The sequence below is a fragment of the Flavobacterium galactosidilyticum genome, assembly GCF_020911945.1.
Classification (GTDB): domain Bacteria; phylum Bacteroidota; class Bacteroidia; order Flavobacteriales; family Flavobacteriaceae; genus Flavobacterium; species Flavobacterium galactosidilyticum.
This window is the reverse complement of sequence record NZ_CP087135.1, coordinates 410,063-428,530: the sequence shown is the minus strand read 5'-3', so window position 1 is coordinate 428,530 and position 18,468 is coordinate 410,063. Positions and strand designations below refer to the sequence as shown.

The following is an 18,468-nucleotide window of genomic DNA, read 5'->3' as shown; positions in this document are numbered from 1 at the left end:
AATAGTAAGATGCCAAAAAAATAAATGTTGAATATGAAAGAATTAGAAAATAATTTTGTAAAATTCTGGTTTGAAAATGGCATTCTATTTTCAAAATTTCAGAAAGATACAGTTTTGAATCTTGACCGTATAAAGCAAGCAATAGAAATGAGAGAAAAAATCTCAGGCAAACAAAAGCAATATTGGCTTTATGACATTACAAACATAAAAACTGTACCAAAAGAGGTTAGGGATTATGCTGAAAGACATGGTCAAGACTACTTGTATTGTATAGCTGCATTGGTAAATTCCCATACTACCAAATTCATATTTAATTCCTATTTAAAATTAAATAAACCGGATTTTCCTGTTTTGTTTTTTACAGACAAAGAAAAAGCAACGGAATGGCTCATGGAGATAAAAGCGAAGAATGAAATTAATAGTATTGAAGAATGACAATGATTGAAAATGAGGATTATAAACTTTGGGTTGATAGTGGACTACTATTTAGTGTTTTTAAAAAACCTATTGATATGACCTTAGAGATTGCGAAAGGTGCAATAGAATTAAGGCACAGTATCTCAAATAATCAACATCAATATTGGTGCATGGATCTCAGAAATCTAAAAGATACATCTGATGAAGCTAAGAAGTATATCGATGAATATGGAGAGGAATTCTTGTATGCTTGCGCTATGATTGTAAATTCCCATTTAATGAAGTTTTTGGTTAACGTTTTTAATCGAATGAAAAAACGAAAAATTCCTGTTAAAATATTTTCCTCAGAAACCGCTGCTGTAAAATGGCTCAATGAGATGAAAGAGCAGAAAGACAAAGATTATAAAACGAGTATAGGATGTCTAAATTAGAAGAAATATTAACTTTAGTTCGTTCCATTAATGAAGATGAGTTTCAGGAACAATTGACCTATGGAAACAGTTTAGATGATGTGCATAAAGAATTGCTTTTTTTGGCAGAAAAAATAGAATCCAAAAAGAATTAGGACCAATGGTATTATTGAGCATATTTCCGATTGTTATTCCGGAGATTTTTTTAATTATTTACCCATTTCAGATTCGCAGGATGAATTAGATGTTTTCTGTATGGGATTTAATACCTATATAGAAGAATTAAAAGCAGTGATGGTTTCTAAAAAATCATTGGAAACGATTAATAAAAAATTAGTTGAAGAAAAGGAACGTTCAGAACAATTAGCCATGGCAAGAGACCAATTCTTGTCTAGCATGAGCCATGAAATTCGCACGCCACTTAACGGCATTTTGGGATTTACGGATTTGTTGCTAGGGAATTCTTCTTTAGATGCAGAGAGTAAAAAACAATTGGATTATATAAAGATATCTGGAGATATTTTACTGGTGATTATCAACGATATTTTGGATTTGGCAAAAATTGAGTCGGGACAAATTACTCTCTATGAAAAACCCTTCGATTTATCAAAAGTCACCCAGCTTATTTACGACACTTTTTCGAGCAAGATACAAGGAAAAGAAATTGATTTTAAAATTTCAATCGATAAAAAAGTCCCGGCAATACTTAATGGTGATTCCATTCGAGTCTCCCAAATATTGTTTAATCTAATAAGTAATTCCATAAAATTCACTCCTGAAAAAGGAAAAATCCGATTAAAAATTAAGGTTAAGAAAGAAAAGGAAGGGATTTATTATATTGCAGTATCAGTAAAAGATTCCGGAATTGGAATTCCTCCGGATAAGATCAAAGCTATTTTTGAGCCATTTATTCAAGTCAGCAATGATACGACTAGGAAATATGATGGAACGGGATTAGGACTCACTATCATTAAGAAAATTATCAGTATCATGAATGGTGATATTCAGGTCAAAAGTAAGCTAAATGTGGGTACTAAATTTACAGTAAACTTACCCTTTGTTAAAGGAACTCCCAATGGAGTTAATGTAAAAGCAATTGAAAATAACTGTAAGTCAGTTCTCCCTACTGATACTGGCCAAAGAATAAAAGTTCTTTTAGCCGAAGATAATCGTATTAATCAAATTTTAGTAGAAAAAGTGCTTTCAAAATTTAATTTTGAATGTGTCACTGTAGGCAATGGGAGCTTAGCAGTTGAGGCAGTTATTAATGGAGATTTTGATGTTATTTTGATGGATATAATGATGCCGATAATGAATGGCTATGAGGCTACTTCCATCATTCGTAATTTGGAAGATCAGACTAAAAGAAACATCCCAATTATTGCATTAAGTGCAGTAGTGACTGGCTCAGTTGTAGAAGCTTGTTCTTCTACAGGATTAAATAAGTATCTATCCAAACCTTTCGAATCAGAAGAATTGTATAATGTCATAATTTAATTGGTTCATAAAGGAAAGAAATTTTGAGCGTTTTATTTTCAATGTGTTAAGATAAATTTTCGTTTTATTTCAAAGACTTTATAATCACCATTTACAGCTAGAATAGTTGTCTAAATGTACAAGTTGAATTTTTGAAAAGATTTAAAAGGAATCTTTCTGCTACCTTTGCAATTCTTCATAAAATAATTAAAACCAAATATGAATCTGAAAAATTCCCAACTAGAAGTAGATAACTGGATTAAAGAACACGGTGTTCGTTATTTCAACGAATTGACCAATATGGCGCAACTGACTGAGGAAGTAGGTGAAGTAGCCCGTATCATCGCGCGACGTTACGGGGAACAATCCGAGAAAGAAAGCGATAAAAATAAAGACCTGGGTGAGGAATTAGCCGATGTGGTGTTTGTGGTTTTGTGTTTAGCAAATCAAACTGGAATTGATTTACAAGCTGCTTTTGATAAAAAGATGAATTTAAAGTCAATTAGAGATAAAGATCGTCACAAAAACAATGATAAATTGAAATAATTTGTAGTTTATAAATTATGAATTATAATGTAGGAGTGGTAAATTGCAAGCTTGAATTATACTGAACATATATACTACTTCACAATTGATATTTACAACATGAATTTACTGTTACAAACCACCCATTCTAATTTAAAAGCTCAAATTGCGGTCACTGGCTCAAAAAGTGAAACCAACCGATTATTACTATTACAAGCTTTGTTTCCAAATATAACTTTAGCAAATACTTCAAATTCTGATGATAGCGAAGTGATGCAAAAAGCATTGAAAGGAAATGACGAAATAGTAGATATTCATCATGCAGGAACTGCAATGCGTTTTTTAACTGCTTATTTAGCTACTCAAGAAGGACGCGAAGTAGTTTTAACTGGTTCCAGCAGAATGCAAGAACGCCCGATAAAAGTTTTGGTGGAAGCCATAGCGCAGTTGGGAGTAAAAATCACTTATGAAAAAGAAGTAGGTTATCCGCCAATACGAATTAAAGGACAGAAAGTTACGGCTTCTAAAGTGACAATGGCTGCAAATGTAAGTAGCCAATACATATCAGCATTGTTATTAATTGCTCCAAAATTAGAAAACGGTTTAGAATTAGTATTGGAAGGCGAAATCACTTCTATTCCGTATATCAAAATGACATTAGCTCTGCTGAATGATTTAGATATTCAAACAAGTTTTGAAGGGAATATAATTAAAGTGTTTCCAAAGCACGAAGTGACAACTAAAGAAATGGTGGTAGAATCAGATTGGAGTTCTGCTTCTTACTTTTTCAGCTTGGTTGCTTTAGCAAATGAAGCTGCTATTTCACTGACCAGCTACAAAGAAAATAGTCTGCAGGGTGATTCAGAATTAGTTTCCATTTATAAAAAACTGGGCGTTGAAACTAAGTTTGAAAATAATAAAATCACGCTTACAAAACAATCAAATTTTCAATTAGAAGATGTAAATTTCGAATTGAATAATACTCCAGATATTGCTCAAACCATTGTGGTAACATGTCTTGGTTTAGGAATTGGTTGTCATTTGACGGGTTTACATACTTTAAAAATCAAAGAGACAGATCGATTGGAAGCGCTAAGAATCGAGTTGACTAAATTAGGTGCAAATATTACTGTAACTAATGATAGTCTAACACTGGTAGCATCAACCAATATCAATCAAAATGTGAAAATTGCTACATATAATGACCACAGAATGGCGATGGCATTTGCTCCTTTAGCTTTAAAAGTGCCAATTATAATTGAAAATGCTGATGTAGTTTCAAAATCATACCCTGATTTCTGGGAAGATATGAAAAGTTTAGGATTTATTATTTCACAAATTAATGCATAATTCTCAATGTTTGCGGGGTTAATTGTCTGGCGTTTTGTGACTTTGTGACTTAGTTTCTAAATTAAACATCAAAACACTTGACAACGCCTATCTCACAGTCGTATATTTGCAGTCTTAAATAAGTTTATAATTTGGGGCATTTTTTGCCGAGGGATTTAATCTTTTAAACAAAAAACAAAAATGAAATTATCACATTTTCAATTCGATTTGCCAAAAGAATTGCTTGCAGAATATCCTGCTGAAAACAGAGACGAAGCACGTCTAATGGTTATTGATCGTAAAAAGCAAACCATTGAACACAAAATGTTCAAAGATGTTATCGATTATTTCGATGAAGGCGATGTTTTAATCTTAAATAATACTAAGGTTTTTCCAGCTCGTTTATACGGAAACAAGGAAAAAACAGGAGCAAGAATCGAAGTTTTTTTACTTAGAGAATTAAATTCTGAGCAAAGACTTTGGGATGTTTTAGTTGATCCAGCACGTAAAATAAGAATTGGTAACAAATTATATTTTGGAGATGACGATTCACTAGTAGCTGAGGTTATCGACAATACCACTTCTCGTGGAAGAACATTGCGTTTTCTTTACGACGGTTCGTATGAAGAATTCAGAAATAAATTGACAGAACTTGGAGAAACTCCAATACCAAAATACATTTCAAGAGACGTGACTCCAGAAGATGCAGAGCGTTACCAAACGATTTATGCTAAAGAAGAAGGAGCTGTTGCGGCACCTACTGCAGGTTTGCACTTCTCTAAACATTTATTGAAAAAACTAGAAATTAAAGGAATTAAATTTGCTGAAGTTACTCTTCACGTAGGTTTAGGAACTTTTAATCCGGTTGAGGTTGAAGATTTATCAAAACACAAAATGGATTCTGAGGAATTGAAAATTACTCAAGAAGCTTGTGATATTGTAAATGAGGCTAAGTCTAAAAAGAAACGTATTTGTACCGTAGGAACTACTTCTATGCGTGCTGTTGAAAGCTCAGTTTCTTCACATGACACGCTAAATCCTTTTGATGGATGGACTAACAAATTTGTTTTCCCTCCACATGATTTTGCAATCCCAACCTGTATGATCACCAATTTCCACACGCCAAAATCAACGTTGTTGATGATGGTTTCTGCTTTTTGTGGACACGATTTAATGAAAAAAGCGTACGCAGAAGCTATTGAAGAGAAATATAAATTCTATTCTTACGGTGATGCGATGTTAATTATATAATTTGAAAGCAGTTCAAATTTAATGCATAAAAAAACTCGTCAGCAATGGCGAGTTTTTTTTTGGGTGTGCCCCAAGGGTCGTGCTGTCCGCTATATCTTTATTTTCTTTCTCAAGAAAATAAAGGATGCCGCTTCCATCACTCACACAACGTACGTTGCAAAACACATTTAGTAATTCACAGAATTGTAAATTATTTAGTTCACTTGATAGACTAAGCGCACGGTGATATTTGCTGTTTTGTTTTTAGACTGCGTGTTAAATGAGCCTCCATATGAGAAATCCTCAGATGAGTTTTGTCCCGTAATCTGAAAAACACCCATGTCTGATTTCTTTAGATTTCCTAAACTAGCATCTGCATTTTCAGCAATGCTTTTAGCTCTTACACTGGCATCTTTAGTGGCTTCGGCAATCATCTTAATTTTTAACTCCGCTAATTTGGTGTAATAATACTCAGGAGCATTAGAGTAAAATTCGACACCTGAATTAATTAACTCACTGGATTGTCGTGATAGGTTTTCAATTTTATTTACTTCTTTAGATTGGATGCTGACACTTTGCGTTAAAGTAAATCCCGTAAAGATTTGTTGTCTAGTAGTTCCGTTTTCATTGTATGTAGTTTCAATGTCTTTGTTGAAACTTACCGCTGAAAACACCATTTCATTAGCTGCAATTCCTTTGCTCGACAAATAACCTTTTATTTTCTCACGATCCGAATCTAATTCAGCATAAGCTTCCTTCAAAGTCATGCTTTTTTTAGAAAAAGAACCACTCCAAACGATTAAATCGGAGACAAAATCCTTTTTACCAGAACCGGTCACGCTAATGGTATCACTACTTTTGTTTCGATTTTGAAAGGCATTGGAAAATAAATAAGAGGAAATTACCACGGCGATTGCAATAATAATTACGTTTAAGCTATTTTTAAGCATAATTGAAAGTTTTTATTCTATCAAATATAGTCAATTATTAGGCCAAGAATTGTTGTGCAGATTGACTATTGGATATTTTTTTTATTCACTTCGGAATGTTCTTTTCTCTATTTTCTTTTTTCTTATTTTTACAAATCAAAATTTAAAAGATGACTTTCGAAAATACGCTTGAATTTGCACAACAATTAGATTCACAAGATAAATTAAATAAGTACCAGCAGGAGTTTATTTTTCCTAAAGTAAACGATAAGAAAGTAATTTATTTTACAGGAAACTCATTGGGTTTACAACCTAAGCGAACCAAAGCTTATGTTGATGAAGTAATGAATGATTGGGGGAATCTCGCTGTGGAAGGACATTTTTACGCTGAAAAACCATGGTGGGATTACCACGAACGTTTCGCAAATCCTTTAAGTAAAATAGTTGGTGCTTTGCCATCTGAAGTTACGGTGATGAACACACTCACAGTAAATCTTCATTTACTGATGGTTTCTTTTTACAGACCTACAAAAACGAGGTGTAAAATCATTTGTGAGGAGAAGGCTTTTCCTTCGGATCAATATATGTTTCAAAGTCAAGTTCATTTTCACGGATATAATCCTGAAGATGTAATTGTTGAAATTAAGCGCCGGGAAGGCGAACATAATATTCGTTTAGAAGATGTGTTGGCCAAAATTGAAGAAGTAGGTGAAGAGTTGGCTCTGGTTTTAATTGGTGGAGTGAATTACTATACCGGTCAAGTTTTTGACATGAAAACAATAACTGCTGCCGGTCACAAAGTAGGGGCTTATGTAGGTTGGGATTTAGCTCACGCGGCAGGAAATGTTAAATTAGAACTACATGATTGGAATGTAGATTTCGCTGCATGGTGCAGTTATAAATATATGAATTCAGGACCTGGAAATGCTTCTGGGTGCTTTGTTCACGAAAAACACCATAAAGACGCTGACTTACCACGATTTGCAGGTTGGTGGGGACATAATAAAGAACGTCGTTTTAAAATGGAACCTACATTTGATCCTGTTCATGGTGCCGATGGTTGGCAAATTAGCAATCTTCCGGTTCTTTCATTAGCTCCTTATTTAGCATCTGTAGAAATGTTTGATGAAATTGGAATGGATGTTTTAATTCAAAAAAGAGATCTAATCACTTCGTATTTAGAATTTATTCTGAAGGAAATTGATAAAGAGGTGGATAGTACTTTTGAAATAATTACACCTTCAAATCCAGCAGAAAGAGCATCGCAATTATCGGTCTTGCTTCATGGTGAAGGACGTAGTTTGTTTGAATATCTTATGAAAAATGGAGTCATTACAGATTGGCGTGAACCTAACGTTATTCGTTTAGCGCCTGTGCCATTATATAGCTCTTTCGCTGATATGTATGAGTTTGGACAAATTTTGAAAAGAGGGATTCAACAAGTAAAATAATTCTATATACTTTTTAAAGGTAAAATAAAGTTGAAACTGATTTAGGAATAATGATTTATTACTAAATCAGTTTTTATATTAAAACCTGCTTTAGAATGGCTGCCATATTGAGCCATAAAAAGTTGAAAAATGACTTATCTTGTTCACGCTCGACAGTCGCTTTAATAAAAACCTTTTTTCCGTTGGAGTCGTTTTTTAGAATTAAATTTGCCAGCGCACTTTTTATTTTATTCTTCTTTTCAGGAGATCCTTTTTTATATAGCGTCACTTTTAAATCATGATATTTCAGAGAAGCATCTTCAGTAGAGTTAAAATCATTTCCTTGAATGGTAAATTTTAATTCGTCAAATATTCCTTTTGTAGTAGCGTTGATATAAGGTCTAGTAAATGGAGATAAATCATTGGTATTTAAATTTGCAATCACGCCACGCATCGTAAAATTGTCTTTTTTATCTAAAACATTAAAGCTCCAATTAAGTTTAAAAGGAGAGTCTTTCATGAATTTACAGTTAATATCAATGTTGATATTGGCAAGTTTTTTTTGCTCGTAACCACTTTGAATAGCAGTAGCGGTTAGATTAAAATCATTAAATTTAAGAATACCAGGACCTTTCTGAAAGTTTAATTCTTCTTCATAAACTAAAACAGAGTTACGTATCGCTAATGTATCTACCTTTAATGGGAATTTTAAATCCCGAAGAAGCTTACTATACAATGGTTTTTTGCTGATGTCATCAGCAGGTAATTTGTTTCTATAAATATTTGCTACTAGTTGGTCAATTTTAATGGAGTTGGCGTTAAAAAACATTTTTTCTTCGTTAAAGCCCCAATCCATATTATTAATATTAACAGTTTCGGAATGTAATGTAAACAGGTCTTTTTCTTTGTTTAGTTTTTTAATAAATTCTCTTCGACTATATTCTGGAATTAATTCAAATTTTTTTAAACTTATATTTTTTGTAGTAGCTTTTATATTAGTTGATCTAAGATGGTATTCATTGCTTACCCGATAATATATGCTATCAGCGCTTAAGTTGTAAGTTTTGTACTTAAAGGGAATTTTTTGTTTTAAAATATCATCTGTTATAACAATACCGTCGATTTGTAAATTCAGATTATTGAGATCAAGAATTGCTTCATTTTTCTGGTTATGTATGATTTTGAGCGTTCCTTCATTCAATGAAATGTTTTCTACTAAAATCATTTCTTGAAACGGTTTAACAACGTCTGACCCTACACTTTTAGAATTATTGATCGCGTTTGGAGTGTTTTTATATAAATACACTTCCGGTTTGTTTATTTTAATTAGATTCGCTTCAATACGATTACTAAAAACCAGATTCCAGATTTTAAATTCGATGATTTCGATAGATTCTATCTTAGCATATATTCCAATTTTTTTTAAACTGTCCTTTGACTTGCTTTTAGGACTTACAGTTAGTTGTGATGCTTTAATATTTTTTGAAAGCAGATCAATATCTAAATCTTTGTAGGTGAAGGAATATGCAGTTGGGTTACTATCAGCAATAATCTTTGGTAGCGTTTTGTTCACCCAATAATTCAATCCAAAATTAATGGAAAGGATGAGCAATAGTATAGTAGCGATTATAATTAGTATTTTTTTTAATTTACCCATGAAATGATTTTTTAGCTTTTTATTAAGGTAGAAAAATGAGCTTTTTATTTTTGAATTTAAAATAACAACTATTTTTTAATGTATTTAGGAACAAGCACAAATTATACAATCATTTGATTTAATTATATAACTTTTGTGGACTAGTAATTGTTTTACTTTGCTCTACTAATTATTATCAAATATTTAAATTATGAAAGCATTATATTTTGCCTTACTATCGTTAGCTATTGTTTCTTGTCAAAATGCTGGGAAAATGGATGTTCAAGCAGCTAAAGAGGCTACAGTAGATTCTATGAAAGTTGTTTTAGAAAAACAAAGAGTCATAGATTCTATGCAAGTTGAAATGGCTAGAGTTGAAGAAGCTCGTGTTGAAGAAGCAAAAATCGAAACTAAAAGAGAAGTTATTGTTGTTAATCAGCAAGCGCCAGCTTCGACTACAACAACTACAAGTTCTACTACTACCAAAAAGAAGGGTTGGAGTAACACAGCGAAAGGCGCAGTAATTGGTGCTGGAGTAGGTGCTGCAACGGGCGCAATTATTAGTAAGAAAAAAGGACAAGGAGCTATAATAGGTGGTCTTGCAGGAGCGGGAGTAGGTGCTGGAACTGGAGCTATAATTGATGGAAAGAAAAACAATTAAGTTTAGAGTAATACGATATAAAGAGTGTTTGAATTACTTAGTAATTCAAACACTCTTTTTTTTTGCTCAATAGGAATCCATATTGTTGATTATTTCATTTGCCTTTACCTTGATTTTATATAATTCTTCAGGACTCATTTTATGTAATAAATTAAGCATCATTCCCATTCTTTGATTCCCTTTAAAGTATTCTTTTTTATCATCTAGAAAATTCCAATATAAGCTATTAAAAGGACAAGCTTTGTCTCCAAATTTCTCTTTCACATTATAGTAGCACTTACTACAATTATTACTCATCTTATTAATATAACTTCCTGACGAAACATACGGTTTAGTTGCAATAATTCCACCATCTGCATATTGTGACATGCCTCGCGTATTAGGCATTTCAACCCATTCTATAGCATCAATATACACTCCTAAATACCAAGCGTCCACTTCATCAGGATGAATCTGTGTCAATAGTGTAAAATTCCCAATTATCATCAAACGCTGAATGTGGTGCGCATAAGCGTCATCTAAACTTTGATTGATAGCATGGCTCAAACAATTCATCTTTGTTTTTCCATTCCAGAAAAATTGAGGTAATTTATTGGTGTTATTCAGGACATTAATTTTGGCATAATTCGGCATTTCTTTCCAATAAATTCCACGAATGTATTCTCGCCAACCTAAAATTTGGCGAACAAATCCTTCTACTTGGGAAATAGAAATTTCTGTTTCATTTTCATGAAAATGATAAATTATGCATTGAATAACTTCCTTTGGCGAAAGCATTTTCGTATTCATGGCAAATGACAAACGGGAATGAAAAAGAAATTTTTCGTCAGTATGCATGGCATCTTCGTAGTCGCCGAAATGTTTTAGTAAATTTTTGCAGAAATACTCTAATACAACCAAACATTGTTCGCGAGATGTGGGCCAGCTAAAATTTTGTAAATCAACATTGCCAAAAGTGAGAATGCCAGCTTTTTTGATTTGTGAAACTACTTCCGAAACATCTGTATGAAAATTTTTCTCGGAAGGAACTGGAACTTCTCCTTTATATTTTTTACGATTATCAGCATCAAAATTCCATTGATTCCCCAATGGAGCTGAATCATCCATCAACACATAATGCTTTTTACGCATGTTTCGATAGAAATTTTCCATTAATAATAATTTCTTACCTTTAAAAAAATCCGTTAGTTCGTTTCGAGTGGTATAAAAGTGCTCCGAATCAAAAACTTCACAATGAATTTTTAAACGACTACAAATTGATTTTAATTGTTCGTCTAATCGATATTCGTCTGGAAGTTGATATTCGAACTTCTCGATTTTATATTTTTCAATGCACAAAAAAATAATTTTTTCTAAATCCTGTGGATTGTTAGTATCGTTAATATGAAAATAAGTTACTTGATGTCCTAATTTTTTTATGGTTGTATAAAAATTCCTCATTGATAGAAAAAAACCAACAACTTTCTGGATATTATGTTTCGCATAATCCGTTTCCTGACGCATTTCGGCTAAAACATAAATGGTGTTTTCGTCGATATGTTGAAACCAAGAGTGCTGTAAATTCAACTGATCACCAAGAATTAATCGCAGTTTTCTCATTTTTACTTTTTAGGAAATGGTGTAGTTGGGATTTCTTGACGAGCATATTCAAAACGCTCTATTAATTTGGGTAAACAATACCCATCAAGTCCATTTAGAGCCACAACATTTCCTTTGTCAATTTGTAGCCAACCATCTTTATGCTCTAATTCTTCCTCGAAAAATAAATTTTCAATGGATGCAATGACATGAATAGTATCATTTTCTTTAATGTAATATTCATTCACATATTTGCAATACAATTGCACAGGACTGCCTTTTACAAATGGAACTTTAATGCCGTTTTTATATTCTTCTTGTAAGTTTGTTTTATCAAATTCAGAAATCCCCAGTTCATAATTTGCTGATGTATGATGCGCATCCTCAATCATATCAGCCGTAATGTGATTTACTGTAAAAAAGCCAGTCTCTTTTATATTCTTGTACGTGTCTCTTGGTACCGTTGTAGGACGCATAATAAATCCTATCATCGCCGGATTGCTTCCTAAATGTGTTACACTGCTAAAAATAGCAACATTTGAGTTTCCCTCAACAGATTTTGTAGCAAGTAGATTGGCAGATTTATAACCTGTGCAAGAATTGATTAAATTTAATCTTTCGATTTTCTCCATCTGAGAAATACCATCTCTAGAAATGTGTTTCATAATTTTTTAATTTAAAGCAAATATACTTTTTGTTTAATTAATTTTAAAATAAATTAAACAAAAAATAATGCAGCTATTATGAATAATTTTTTACTTTTGTTTCTTTTTTGGGCATTATAGTTAATACTTTAAAATCCTATATATTTGTTTTTCAATTTATTTAAAGATGAAGATATTTAAAAGAGCACTTCTCCTTGTACTTTTATTAGTAATTATTTTATGTATTACTGTATTTGCCTACGCACTATATTTAAAACCAAAATATGAAGGCGAATTAGAATTAAATGTGATTCAGAAGGAGACAACAGTGTACTTTGATGAATTTGGAGTGCCACACATTTACGCTAATAATTCTAAGGATGCAATGGTGGCGTTAGGTTATGTGCATGCACAAGACAGATTGTGGCAAATGGAAGTGATGCGTCGTATAGCGCCCGGAAGACTTTCAGAAATTTTTGGATCAGTCACTTTAAAAAACGATCAGTTTTTTGCTGGACTCGGAATAGAAGAGGCTTCTGCAAAAGCAATTGCTTCATTAGATACAAATAGTCCTGAATATCAATTAGCAATGTCCTATCTAGAAGGAATCAATAAATATCTCGACGAAGGAAAAACTCCAATTGAGTTTAGTATTCTTGGAATTACAAAAGAAAAATTTTCTATAAAAGACGTTTACAATATTTTTGGTTACATGTCTTTCAGTTTTGCCATGGCTCAAAAATCAGATCCGCTAATGACTGATATTCGTAATAAATACGGAATTGAATATCTTAAGGATCTAGGAATTGATGGATCATTTAATACCACTAAAATCAAAAATGCAAAGAATAGTTCGCAGCAATATGCCGCTATTTCAAAAACAGTAGCTGCAATTTTAGATCAATCGCCAGTTTCTCCTTTTGTTGGAAGCAACAGTTGGGTAATAAGTCCTAAGAAAACTAAAAATGGAAAAGTGATTTTTGCTAATGATCCTCATATTGGCTTTTCTCAACCCGGAACTTGGTACGAAGCACATATTGTAACTCCTGATTTTGAGTTGTACGGTTCGTATTTAGCGGGAACTCCCTATCCTTTATTAGGGCATAATCGTGACTATGCGTATGGTTTGACAATGTTTGAAAACGATGATGTTGATATGTACCAAGAACAAAATAATCCTAAGGATAGTAACTCCTACAAAACGCCTAAAGGTTATAGTGCTTATGAGATTCGTAAAAAAACAATTAAGGTAAAGGATTCTACTGACGTCGTTTTTAACGTAAAAGTAACAAGACATGGCCCAGTTATGAATGATTTGATCGATGGTTTAAAAAAGGATAAACCTGTATCTATGTCATGGATTTACACGCAACAACCCATACATATTTTAGAAGCAGTTTACACACTGTCGCACGCTAAAGGTATTTCAGATTTTCACAGAGGAGTTTCATTAATTGCCGCTCCTGGACTGAATGTTATGTACGGCGATGCTAAAGGAAATGTCGCTTGGTGGGCAACTGGAAAATTGTACAAACATGACCAAGGTGTAAACACTAACTTTATTTTAGATGGTGCTAGTGGCAAAGATGATATTAAGGAATACTTGGATTTCTCCAAAAATCCTTCGGCTGAAAACCCAAGCTGGAATTATGTCTACTCTGCGAATAATCAGCCTGAAGCTATCGATGGTTTTAATTATCCCGGCTATTACCTTCCAGAAGATCGTGCTAAAAGAATTACTCAATTATTAAATCCAAAATCAGATTGGGACATAGCTGCAGTAGGAAAGATGCTTTATGATAATACATCACCAGTTGCTCCAGATGTTGTTAAAAATTTACTCGAAAATTTAAATGATAAATCACTCTCTCAAAACGAAAAACAAGCAGTAGAGATATTAAAAAATTGGAAAGGTTCGAATAATTTGTACGATATAGCGCCTACAATTTACAATAAATGGATTTTTAATTATTTAAAAAACACGTTTGAAGATGAATTAGTTGCTGAGAATTTTAAACAATTTTTAGGAACGCATGTTGTAAAACAGTTAATAGCAAATCAAATTAAAAACGAAAAATCACCTTGGTGGGACGATATAAATACCAAAAATAGTAAAGAAACGAGAAGTCAAATCATATCAAAATCGTTCACTGAATCGATTGTAGCGTTAGATAAGCAATTAGGAGATAAAGTAACTGATTGGACTTGGAACAAAGTTCATACACTAGAGCATGAACATCCATTAGGGAAAGTTGCTGCTTTACGAAGCATTTTTAATGTTGGTCCTTTTGAGGTTTCAGGATCTATGGAGGTAATCAACAACTTGTTTTTTGATTTTACAGCGGATGGAAATTACAAAGTAAAAGGTGGTCCATCAACGAGGCGAATTGTAGATTTCTCAGATATTGAAAACAGTTGGAGTGTTTTACCTACGGGACAATCTGGAAACCCATTTAGTGCGCATTACAAGGATCAAGCTGATTTGTATAATGCTGGTAAATTCAGGCGCATGATGTTGAATAAAGAAGAGATTGTTAGGACTTCAACAAAATTGGTGTTTAAACCTAGTAAAAAGTAATCGCTTTTAAAGTCTGTAAATTAATTAATTAGTACTTTCGCATAACTTTTTAAAGTAAATTAATGCAAAATTCAAAAAAAATAGCTGTTGTAGGATCTGGTTTAGTCGGTTCATTACTCGCTATTTATCTTCGTAAAGCTGGACATCAAGTACACGTTTATGATAGAAGTCCAGACATCAGAAAAATACAGTTTTCGGGTCGTTCGATTAATTTAGCAATGTCAAACCGTGGTTGGAAAGCATTAGATGCTGTGGAAATAGGGGATACTATACGTGAAATAGCAATTCCTATGGATAAGCGTGCTATTCATCTTGTTGACAAGCTTAATTTTCAAAATTACGGGCAAGAAGGAGAATCAATTTATTCTATTTCGAGAGGAATTTTGAATAGAAAAATGATTGATTTGGCGGAAGCCGCAGGAGCTGAATTCTTTTTCGAACAAAAAATTTGGGATGTTTCTCTTGATGATGCCACACTACATAGCGGTGAAACGGAGCGTGGTGCATGGGAAGATAAAAAATACGATATCGTTTTTGGTGCTGATGGTGCGTTTTCAAGAATTCGTCATCGCATGCAACGTCAAAGTATGTTTGATTACTCTCAGGAATTTTTACCTATTGGCTATAAAGAATTAAACATTCCTGCTAATGCTGACGGAACTCATAAATTAGATAAAAACTCTTTTCATATCTGGCCTCGCGGTGAGTACATGTTAATTGCTTTACCTAATTTAGACGGTAGTTTTACCTGTACTTTATTTATGCCATTCACGGGTGAAAACTCCTTTGAATCGTTGAGTAATAAAGCAGCGGTGGAAGCTTTTTTTGTAAAAAATCTACCGGATACAATTGATGTAATTCCAAAATTAGCTGATGATTTCTTCAAAAATCCAACAAGTACATTGGTAACTATGAAATGTTTTCCATGGACATACAAGGATAAAGTAGCTTTAATAGGCGATGCTAGCCACGCCATTGTTCCATTTTATGGTCAAGGAATGAATGCCGGTTTTGAAGATATTACAGTGATTTATGAAATGATGGAAAAGTATGGAGACGATTGGGAAACTATTTTCTCTGAATATCAAAAATCACGCAAACCAAACGCTGATGCCATTGCAGAGCTTTCGTATCGCAATTTTATGGAAATGAGCTCTAAAACTGCTGATGAAAATTTTCTTTTACAAAAGAAAATCGAAAAGTTATTCTCAGATAAACATCCAGAAAAGTGGATTCCGTTATACAGTCGCGTAACCTTTAGTGATCGTCCTTATTCTGAGGCTTTAGCAATAGGAGATTATCAAAACGAAATAATGGAGGAGGTTTTGAAATTGAAGGATATTGATAAAATTTGGGATTCAGAAGCAGTTGAAAACAAGATTTTAGAATTATTAAAGTAGAAAGTAGATTGACGATAATAGAATCAAATGATTAAGTATTTCAATAAATAAAATGAGCGCGACAACCTATCGCGCTCATTTTATTTTAACAACGTATTTATGAAGCACAAAAATTGCTTTTAGGAGAGATTATTCTCTATGAACTTTATTAAAATCAAAAGCCGGTGTGCATATAGCAATATATTCACAAGGGTTTTCAAAAGGATTAGAGTATTGAACTCGAGTTTGAGCTTCAATTTTTATGGATTCACCTGCTTCTAAAACAATTATTTCATCCTCTATTATAAATTGTTTTTTACCGGAAATAATATAAGTATATTCTGCAAACTCGGGTGTTTGAAACGGTTCTGACCAGTTTGGCGGTGCAATCATGTGAGCAATAGATATTTCTTTATTTCCTGTCGTAGGAATTCCATGATATTCTTCGATTAATTTTCCATCGGTGGTAGGAACTATAAAAGGACTTTTTTGTATGAAATACTTTTTCATTTTATATTATTTTCATTAATACCCTCGTGAAATTTGATTGTATAAAGGCATTAAAAATTCTATTTTTTAAACATTTTGCTTAATACACCGAAAGCCCCTCTAATAAAAGTGGCACTAGTTAATACTTTTAGAACTGATTTTCCAACTACAGTTGCCGTACTTGGCTCTTGAGTTTGTTTTTTTTCAGTCTGCTTTTTTTCTAACTCTTCAGCAACTTCATCTTCCGCTAGGGAGATTTTTTTATTAAGCATCTCATAAGCACTTTCGCGATCAATGAGTTCGCTATATTTTTTTACTAATTTCGATTTGTTGTTAATTTCCTGAATCTCACTTTCAGTTAAAACATCCATTCTACTCATAGGAGCTCGCATCATTGTAGCTGCAAGCGGAGTTGGTATTCCTTTTTCATTCAACGCAGTCACCAGTGCTTCTCCTATTCCGAGGCTAGTCAGTACTTCATCTGTCTTGTAATATTGAGACGTAGGATAATTATCTGCTGTTTGCTTAATTGCTTTTCTATCATTGGCAGTAAAAGCTCTTAATGCATGTTGGATTTTTAAACCTAATTGCGCTAATACACCACTGGGTATATCCATTGGGTTTTGAGTAATAAAGTATATTCCTATTCCTTTCGAACGAATTAATTTTACAATAGTTTCTATTTGTTCCAATAGAACTTTGCTAGCTTCGTTAAAAATTAAGTGGGCTTCGTCGATGAAAATAACAAGTTCCGGTTGGTCAGAATCTCCTTTTTCAGGCATTTGTTGGTAAATCTCAGCTAACAAACTAAGCATAAATGTAGAGAATAACTTCGGTTTGTCTTGGATATCAGTAAGTCTAATGATGCTTACGTACCCTTTTCCGTCTCTGTCAATTCGCATTAAATCATCAATATCAAATGACATTTCCCCAAAGAAAAGATCAGCGCCTTGTTGCTCGAGTTCGATTATTTTTCGAAGAATTGTTCCGGTTGTCGAAGTAGAAATCTTACCGTAATCTTGTTCAATTTCGGCTTTTCCTTCTTCAGTAATATAATTGATAACTTTCTTTATATCCTTTAAATCGAGTAATGGCATTTTGTTGTCATCGCAATATTTGAAAATGACAGAAATCACACCCGCTTGAGTATCATTAAGATTTAAGATTCTTGAAAACAATATGGGTCCAAACTCAGATATCGTAGCACGAAGACGAACTCCATTTTGTTCAGATAGCGTCAACAGCTCGACTGGAAAACTAGCTGTAGTGTAAGGAATGTTTATTTTAGCATGACGTTCGGTAATAAAAGATTTTTCTTCGCCTTGCATCGCAATTCCACTAAAATCTCCTTTTATATCCATCATTAAAACAGGAATTCCAAAACTAGACAATTGTTCTGAAAGTACTTGAATGGTTTTAGTTTTTCCAGTTCCAGTAGCACCCGCAATTAAGCCATGGCGATTCAGTGTTTTTAATGGAACTTTCACTGTCGCATTAGGTAAAGCTTCTCCTTCTAGTATGGCCCCACCCAAAATAATGCTTTCACCTTTGAAATTATATCCATCTGAAATATATGTAACGAAATCCTCTTTTCTGCTCATAATTGCTTAATTTTATAATACACGCAAGATATTATATTTTTTTTTAAGTAACAATTTTAGTGCATACTGCAGTTTTAATGCTTTTCTATTACTTATATGATAAATTAATAGTTTCTTGATTTGAGTTGCTGATATTAGATTATTATGTAATTTACT

At 33.0% G+C, this 18,468-nt stretch carries 17 protein-coding genes; 11 read left to right on the top strand and 6 right to left on the bottom strand.

Translation table 11 applies throughout. The annotated features are described in order from the left end of the window. Nucleotides 1-33: 33 nt before the first annotated feature. From LNP27_RS01940 to queA, 7 genes are all read left to right on the top strand, one after another. Nucleotides 34-435 carry a DUF7793 family protein gene (locus tag LNP27_RS01940; RefSeq protein ID WP_229942842.1) on the top strand — a complete coding sequence of 134 codons (402 nt, stop codon included), beginning with the start codon at nucleotides 34-36 and terminating at the stop codon, nucleotides 433-435. Then, nucleotides 432-848, top strand: coding sequence for a DUF7793 family protein (locus LNP27_RS01935; RefSeq protein WP_229942841.1), 417 nt, complete (start codon nucleotides 432-434; stop codon nucleotides 846-848). The genes LNP27_RS01940 and LNP27_RS01935 overlap by 4 nt, the downstream gene beginning before the upstream one ends. Continuing rightward, nucleotides 836-982 carry a hypothetical protein gene (locus LNP27_RS01930; RefSeq protein WP_229942840.1) on the top strand — a complete coding sequence of 49 codons (147 nt, stop codon included), beginning with the start codon at nucleotides 836-838 and terminating at the stop codon, nucleotides 980-982. The genes LNP27_RS01935 and LNP27_RS01930 overlap by 13 nt, the downstream gene beginning before the upstream one ends. A 100-nt stretch (nucleotides 983-1,082) precedes the next feature. Beyond that, complete coding sequence (locus LNP27_RS01925) at nucleotides 1,083-2,324, top strand: ATP-binding protein (protein WP_229942839.1); 1,242 nt, start codon at nucleotides 1,083-1,085, stop codon at nucleotides 2,322-2,324. 198 nt (nucleotides 2,325-2,522) lie between these two features. Beyond that, nucleotides 2,523-2,849 carry a nucleotide pyrophosphohydrolase gene (locus LNP27_RS01920; RefSeq protein ID WP_229942838.1) on the top strand — a complete coding sequence of 109 codons (327 nt, stop codon included), beginning with the start codon at nucleotides 2,523-2,525 and terminating at the stop codon, nucleotides 2,847-2,849. 99 nt (nucleotides 2,850-2,948) lie between these two features. Then, nucleotides 2,949-4,178: a 3-phosphoshikimate 1-carboxyvinyltransferase gene (locus LNP27_RS01915; RefSeq protein WP_229942837.1), complete on the top strand. Its 1,230-nt coding sequence runs from the start codon at nucleotides 2,949-2,951 to the stop codon at nucleotides 4,176-4,178. 180 nt (nucleotides 4,179-4,358) lie between these two features. After that, complete coding sequence (gene queA, locus LNP27_RS01910; protein ID WP_229942836.1) at nucleotides 4,359-5,408, top strand: tRNA preQ1(34) S-adenosylmethionine ribosyltransferase-isomerase QueA; 1,050 nt, start codon at nucleotides 4,359-4,361, stop codon at nucleotides 5,406-5,408. 194 nt (nucleotides 5,409-5,602) lie between these two features. Here the strand turns inward: queA and LNP27_RS01905 are convergent, their stop codons facing one another. Beyond that, entirely contained in the window at nucleotides 5,603-6,337 is a 735-nt protein-coding gene (locus LNP27_RS01905; RefSeq protein WP_229942835.1) for an SIMPL domain-containing protein, read from the bottom strand. A 149-nt stretch (nucleotides 6,338-6,486) separates the two neighbouring features. Here LNP27_RS01905 and kynU point away from each other — a divergent pair, with 149 nt between their 5' ends. Further along, nucleotides 6,487-7,767, top strand: a complete 1,281-nt coding sequence (gene kynU / locus LNP27_RS01900; RefSeq protein WP_229942834.1) for a kynureninase — start codon at nucleotides 6,487-6,489, stop codon at nucleotides 7,765-7,767. Between the two features lie 73 nt (nucleotides 7,768-7,840). Here kynU and LNP27_RS01895 read toward each other — a convergent pair whose 3' ends face one another. Continuing rightward, entirely contained in the window at nucleotides 7,841-9,403 is a 1,563-nt protein-coding gene (locus LNP27_RS01895) for a hypothetical protein (protein ID WP_229942833.1), read from the bottom strand. Nucleotides 9,404-9,593: 190 nt separating this feature from the next. Here LNP27_RS01895 and LNP27_RS01890 point away from each other — a divergent pair, with 190 nt between their 5' ends. Then, entirely contained in the window at nucleotides 9,594-10,043 is a 450-nt protein-coding gene (locus tag LNP27_RS01890; RefSeq protein WP_229942832.1) for a YMGG-like glycine zipper-containing protein, read from the top strand. Between the two features lie 66 nt (nucleotides 10,044-10,109). Here LNP27_RS01890 and LNP27_RS01885 read toward each other — a convergent pair whose 3' ends face one another. Both LNP27_RS01885 and LNP27_RS01880 read right to left on the bottom strand, forming a co-directional pair. Then, nucleotides 10,110-11,642 carry a cryptochrome/photolyase family protein gene (locus LNP27_RS01885; protein ID WP_229942831.1) on the bottom strand — a complete coding sequence of 511 codons (1,533 nt, stop codon included), beginning with the start codon at nucleotides 11,640-11,642 and terminating at the stop codon, nucleotides 10,110-10,112. Between the two features lie 2 nt (nucleotides 11,643-11,644). Continuing rightward, complete coding sequence (locus LNP27_RS01880) at nucleotides 11,645-12,286, bottom strand: flavin reductase family protein (protein WP_229942830.1); 642 nt, start codon at nucleotides 12,284-12,286, stop codon at nucleotides 11,645-11,647. A gap of 166 nt (nucleotides 12,287-12,452) precedes the next feature. On the opposite strand from LNP27_RS01880, the gene LNP27_RS01875 reads away from it, so the two are divergent. Both LNP27_RS01875 and LNP27_RS01870 read left to right on the top strand, forming a co-directional pair. Further along, the gene (locus LNP27_RS01875) at nucleotides 12,453-14,843 is read left to right on the top strand and encodes a penicillin acylase family protein (RefSeq protein ID WP_229942829.1); all 2,391 of its coding nucleotides are present in this window, start codon (nucleotides 12,453-12,455) and stop codon (nucleotides 14,841-14,843) included. Nucleotides 14,844-14,905: 62 nt separating this feature from the next. Then, nucleotides 14,906-16,243 (top strand): FAD-dependent oxidoreductase, encoded by a 1,338-nt coding sequence (locus tag LNP27_RS01870; protein WP_229942828.1) that lies wholly within the window; start codon nucleotides 14,906-14,908, stop codon nucleotides 16,241-16,243. A 129-nt stretch (nucleotides 16,244-16,372) separates the two neighbouring features. Here LNP27_RS01870 and LNP27_RS01865 read toward each other — a convergent pair whose 3' ends face one another. After that, complete coding sequence (locus tag LNP27_RS01865; protein ID WP_229942827.1) at nucleotides 16,373-16,732, bottom strand: cupin domain-containing protein; 360 nt, start codon at nucleotides 16,730-16,732, stop codon at nucleotides 16,373-16,375. 59 nt (nucleotides 16,733-16,791) lie between these two features. Further along, nucleotides 16,792-18,312: a helicase HerA-like domain-containing protein gene (locus LNP27_RS01860; RefSeq protein ID WP_229942826.1), complete on the bottom strand. Its 1,521-nt coding sequence runs from the start codon at nucleotides 18,310-18,312 to the stop codon at nucleotides 16,792-16,794. Between the last annotated feature and the right edge of the window lie 156 nt (nucleotides 18,313-18,468).

Coding starts and splice junctions, on each gene's coding strand:
- LNP27_RS01940 (WP_229942842.1), top strand. CDS start 34: ATGAAAGAATTAGAAAATAATTTTGTAAAATTCTGGTTTGAAAATGGC.
- LNP27_RS01935 (WP_229942841.1), top strand. CDS start 432: ATGACAATGATTGAAAATGAGGATTATAAACTTTGGGTTGATAGTGGA.
- LNP27_RS01930 (WP_229942840.1), top strand. CDS start 836: ATGTCTAAATTAGAAGAAATATTAACTTTAGTTCGTTCCATTAATGAA.
- LNP27_RS01925 (WP_229942839.1), top strand. CDS start 1,083: ATGGGATTTAATACCTATATAGAAGAATTAAAAGCAGTGATGGTTTCT.
- LNP27_RS01920 (WP_229942838.1), top strand. CDS start 2,523: ATGAATCTGAAAAATTCCCAACTAGAAGTAGATAACTGGATTAAAGAA.
- LNP27_RS01915 (WP_229942837.1), top strand. CDS start 2,949: ATGAATTTACTGTTACAAACCACCCATTCTAATTTAAAAGCTCAAATT.
- queA (WP_229942836.1), top strand. CDS start 4,359: ATGAAATTATCACATTTTCAATTCGATTTGCCAAAAGAATTGCTTGCA.
- LNP27_RS01905 (WP_229942835.1), bottom strand. CDS start 6,337: ATGCTTAAAAATAGCTTAAACGTAATTATTATTGCAATCGCCGTGGTA.
- kynU (WP_229942834.1), top strand. CDS start 6,487: ATGACTTTCGAAAATACGCTTGAATTTGCACAACAATTAGATTCACAA.
- LNP27_RS01895 (WP_229942833.1), bottom strand. CDS start 9,403: ATGGGTAAATTAAAAAAAATACTAATTATAATCGCTACTATACTATTG.
- LNP27_RS01890 (WP_229942832.1), top strand. CDS start 9,594: ATGAAAGCATTATATTTTGCCTTACTATCGTTAGCTATTGTTTCTTGT.
- LNP27_RS01885 (WP_229942831.1), bottom strand. CDS start 11,642: ATGAGAAAACTGCGATTAATTCTTGGTGATCAGTTGAATTTACAGCAC.
- LNP27_RS01880 (WP_229942830.1), bottom strand. CDS start 12,286: ATGAAACACATTTCTAGAGATGGTATTTCTCAGATGGAGAAAATCGAA.
- LNP27_RS01875 (WP_229942829.1), top strand. CDS start 12,453: ATGAAGATATTTAAAAGAGCACTTCTCCTTGTACTTTTATTAGTAATT.
- LNP27_RS01870 (WP_229942828.1), top strand. CDS start 14,906: ATGCAAAATTCAAAAAAAATAGCTGTTGTAGGATCTGGTTTAGTCGGT.
- LNP27_RS01865 (WP_229942827.1), bottom strand. CDS start 16,732: ATGAAAAAGTATTTCATACAAAAAAGTCCTTTTATAGTTCCTACCACC.
- LNP27_RS01860 (WP_229942826.1), bottom strand. CDS start 18,312: ATGAGCAGAAAAGAGGATTTCGTTACATATATTTCAGATGGATATAAT.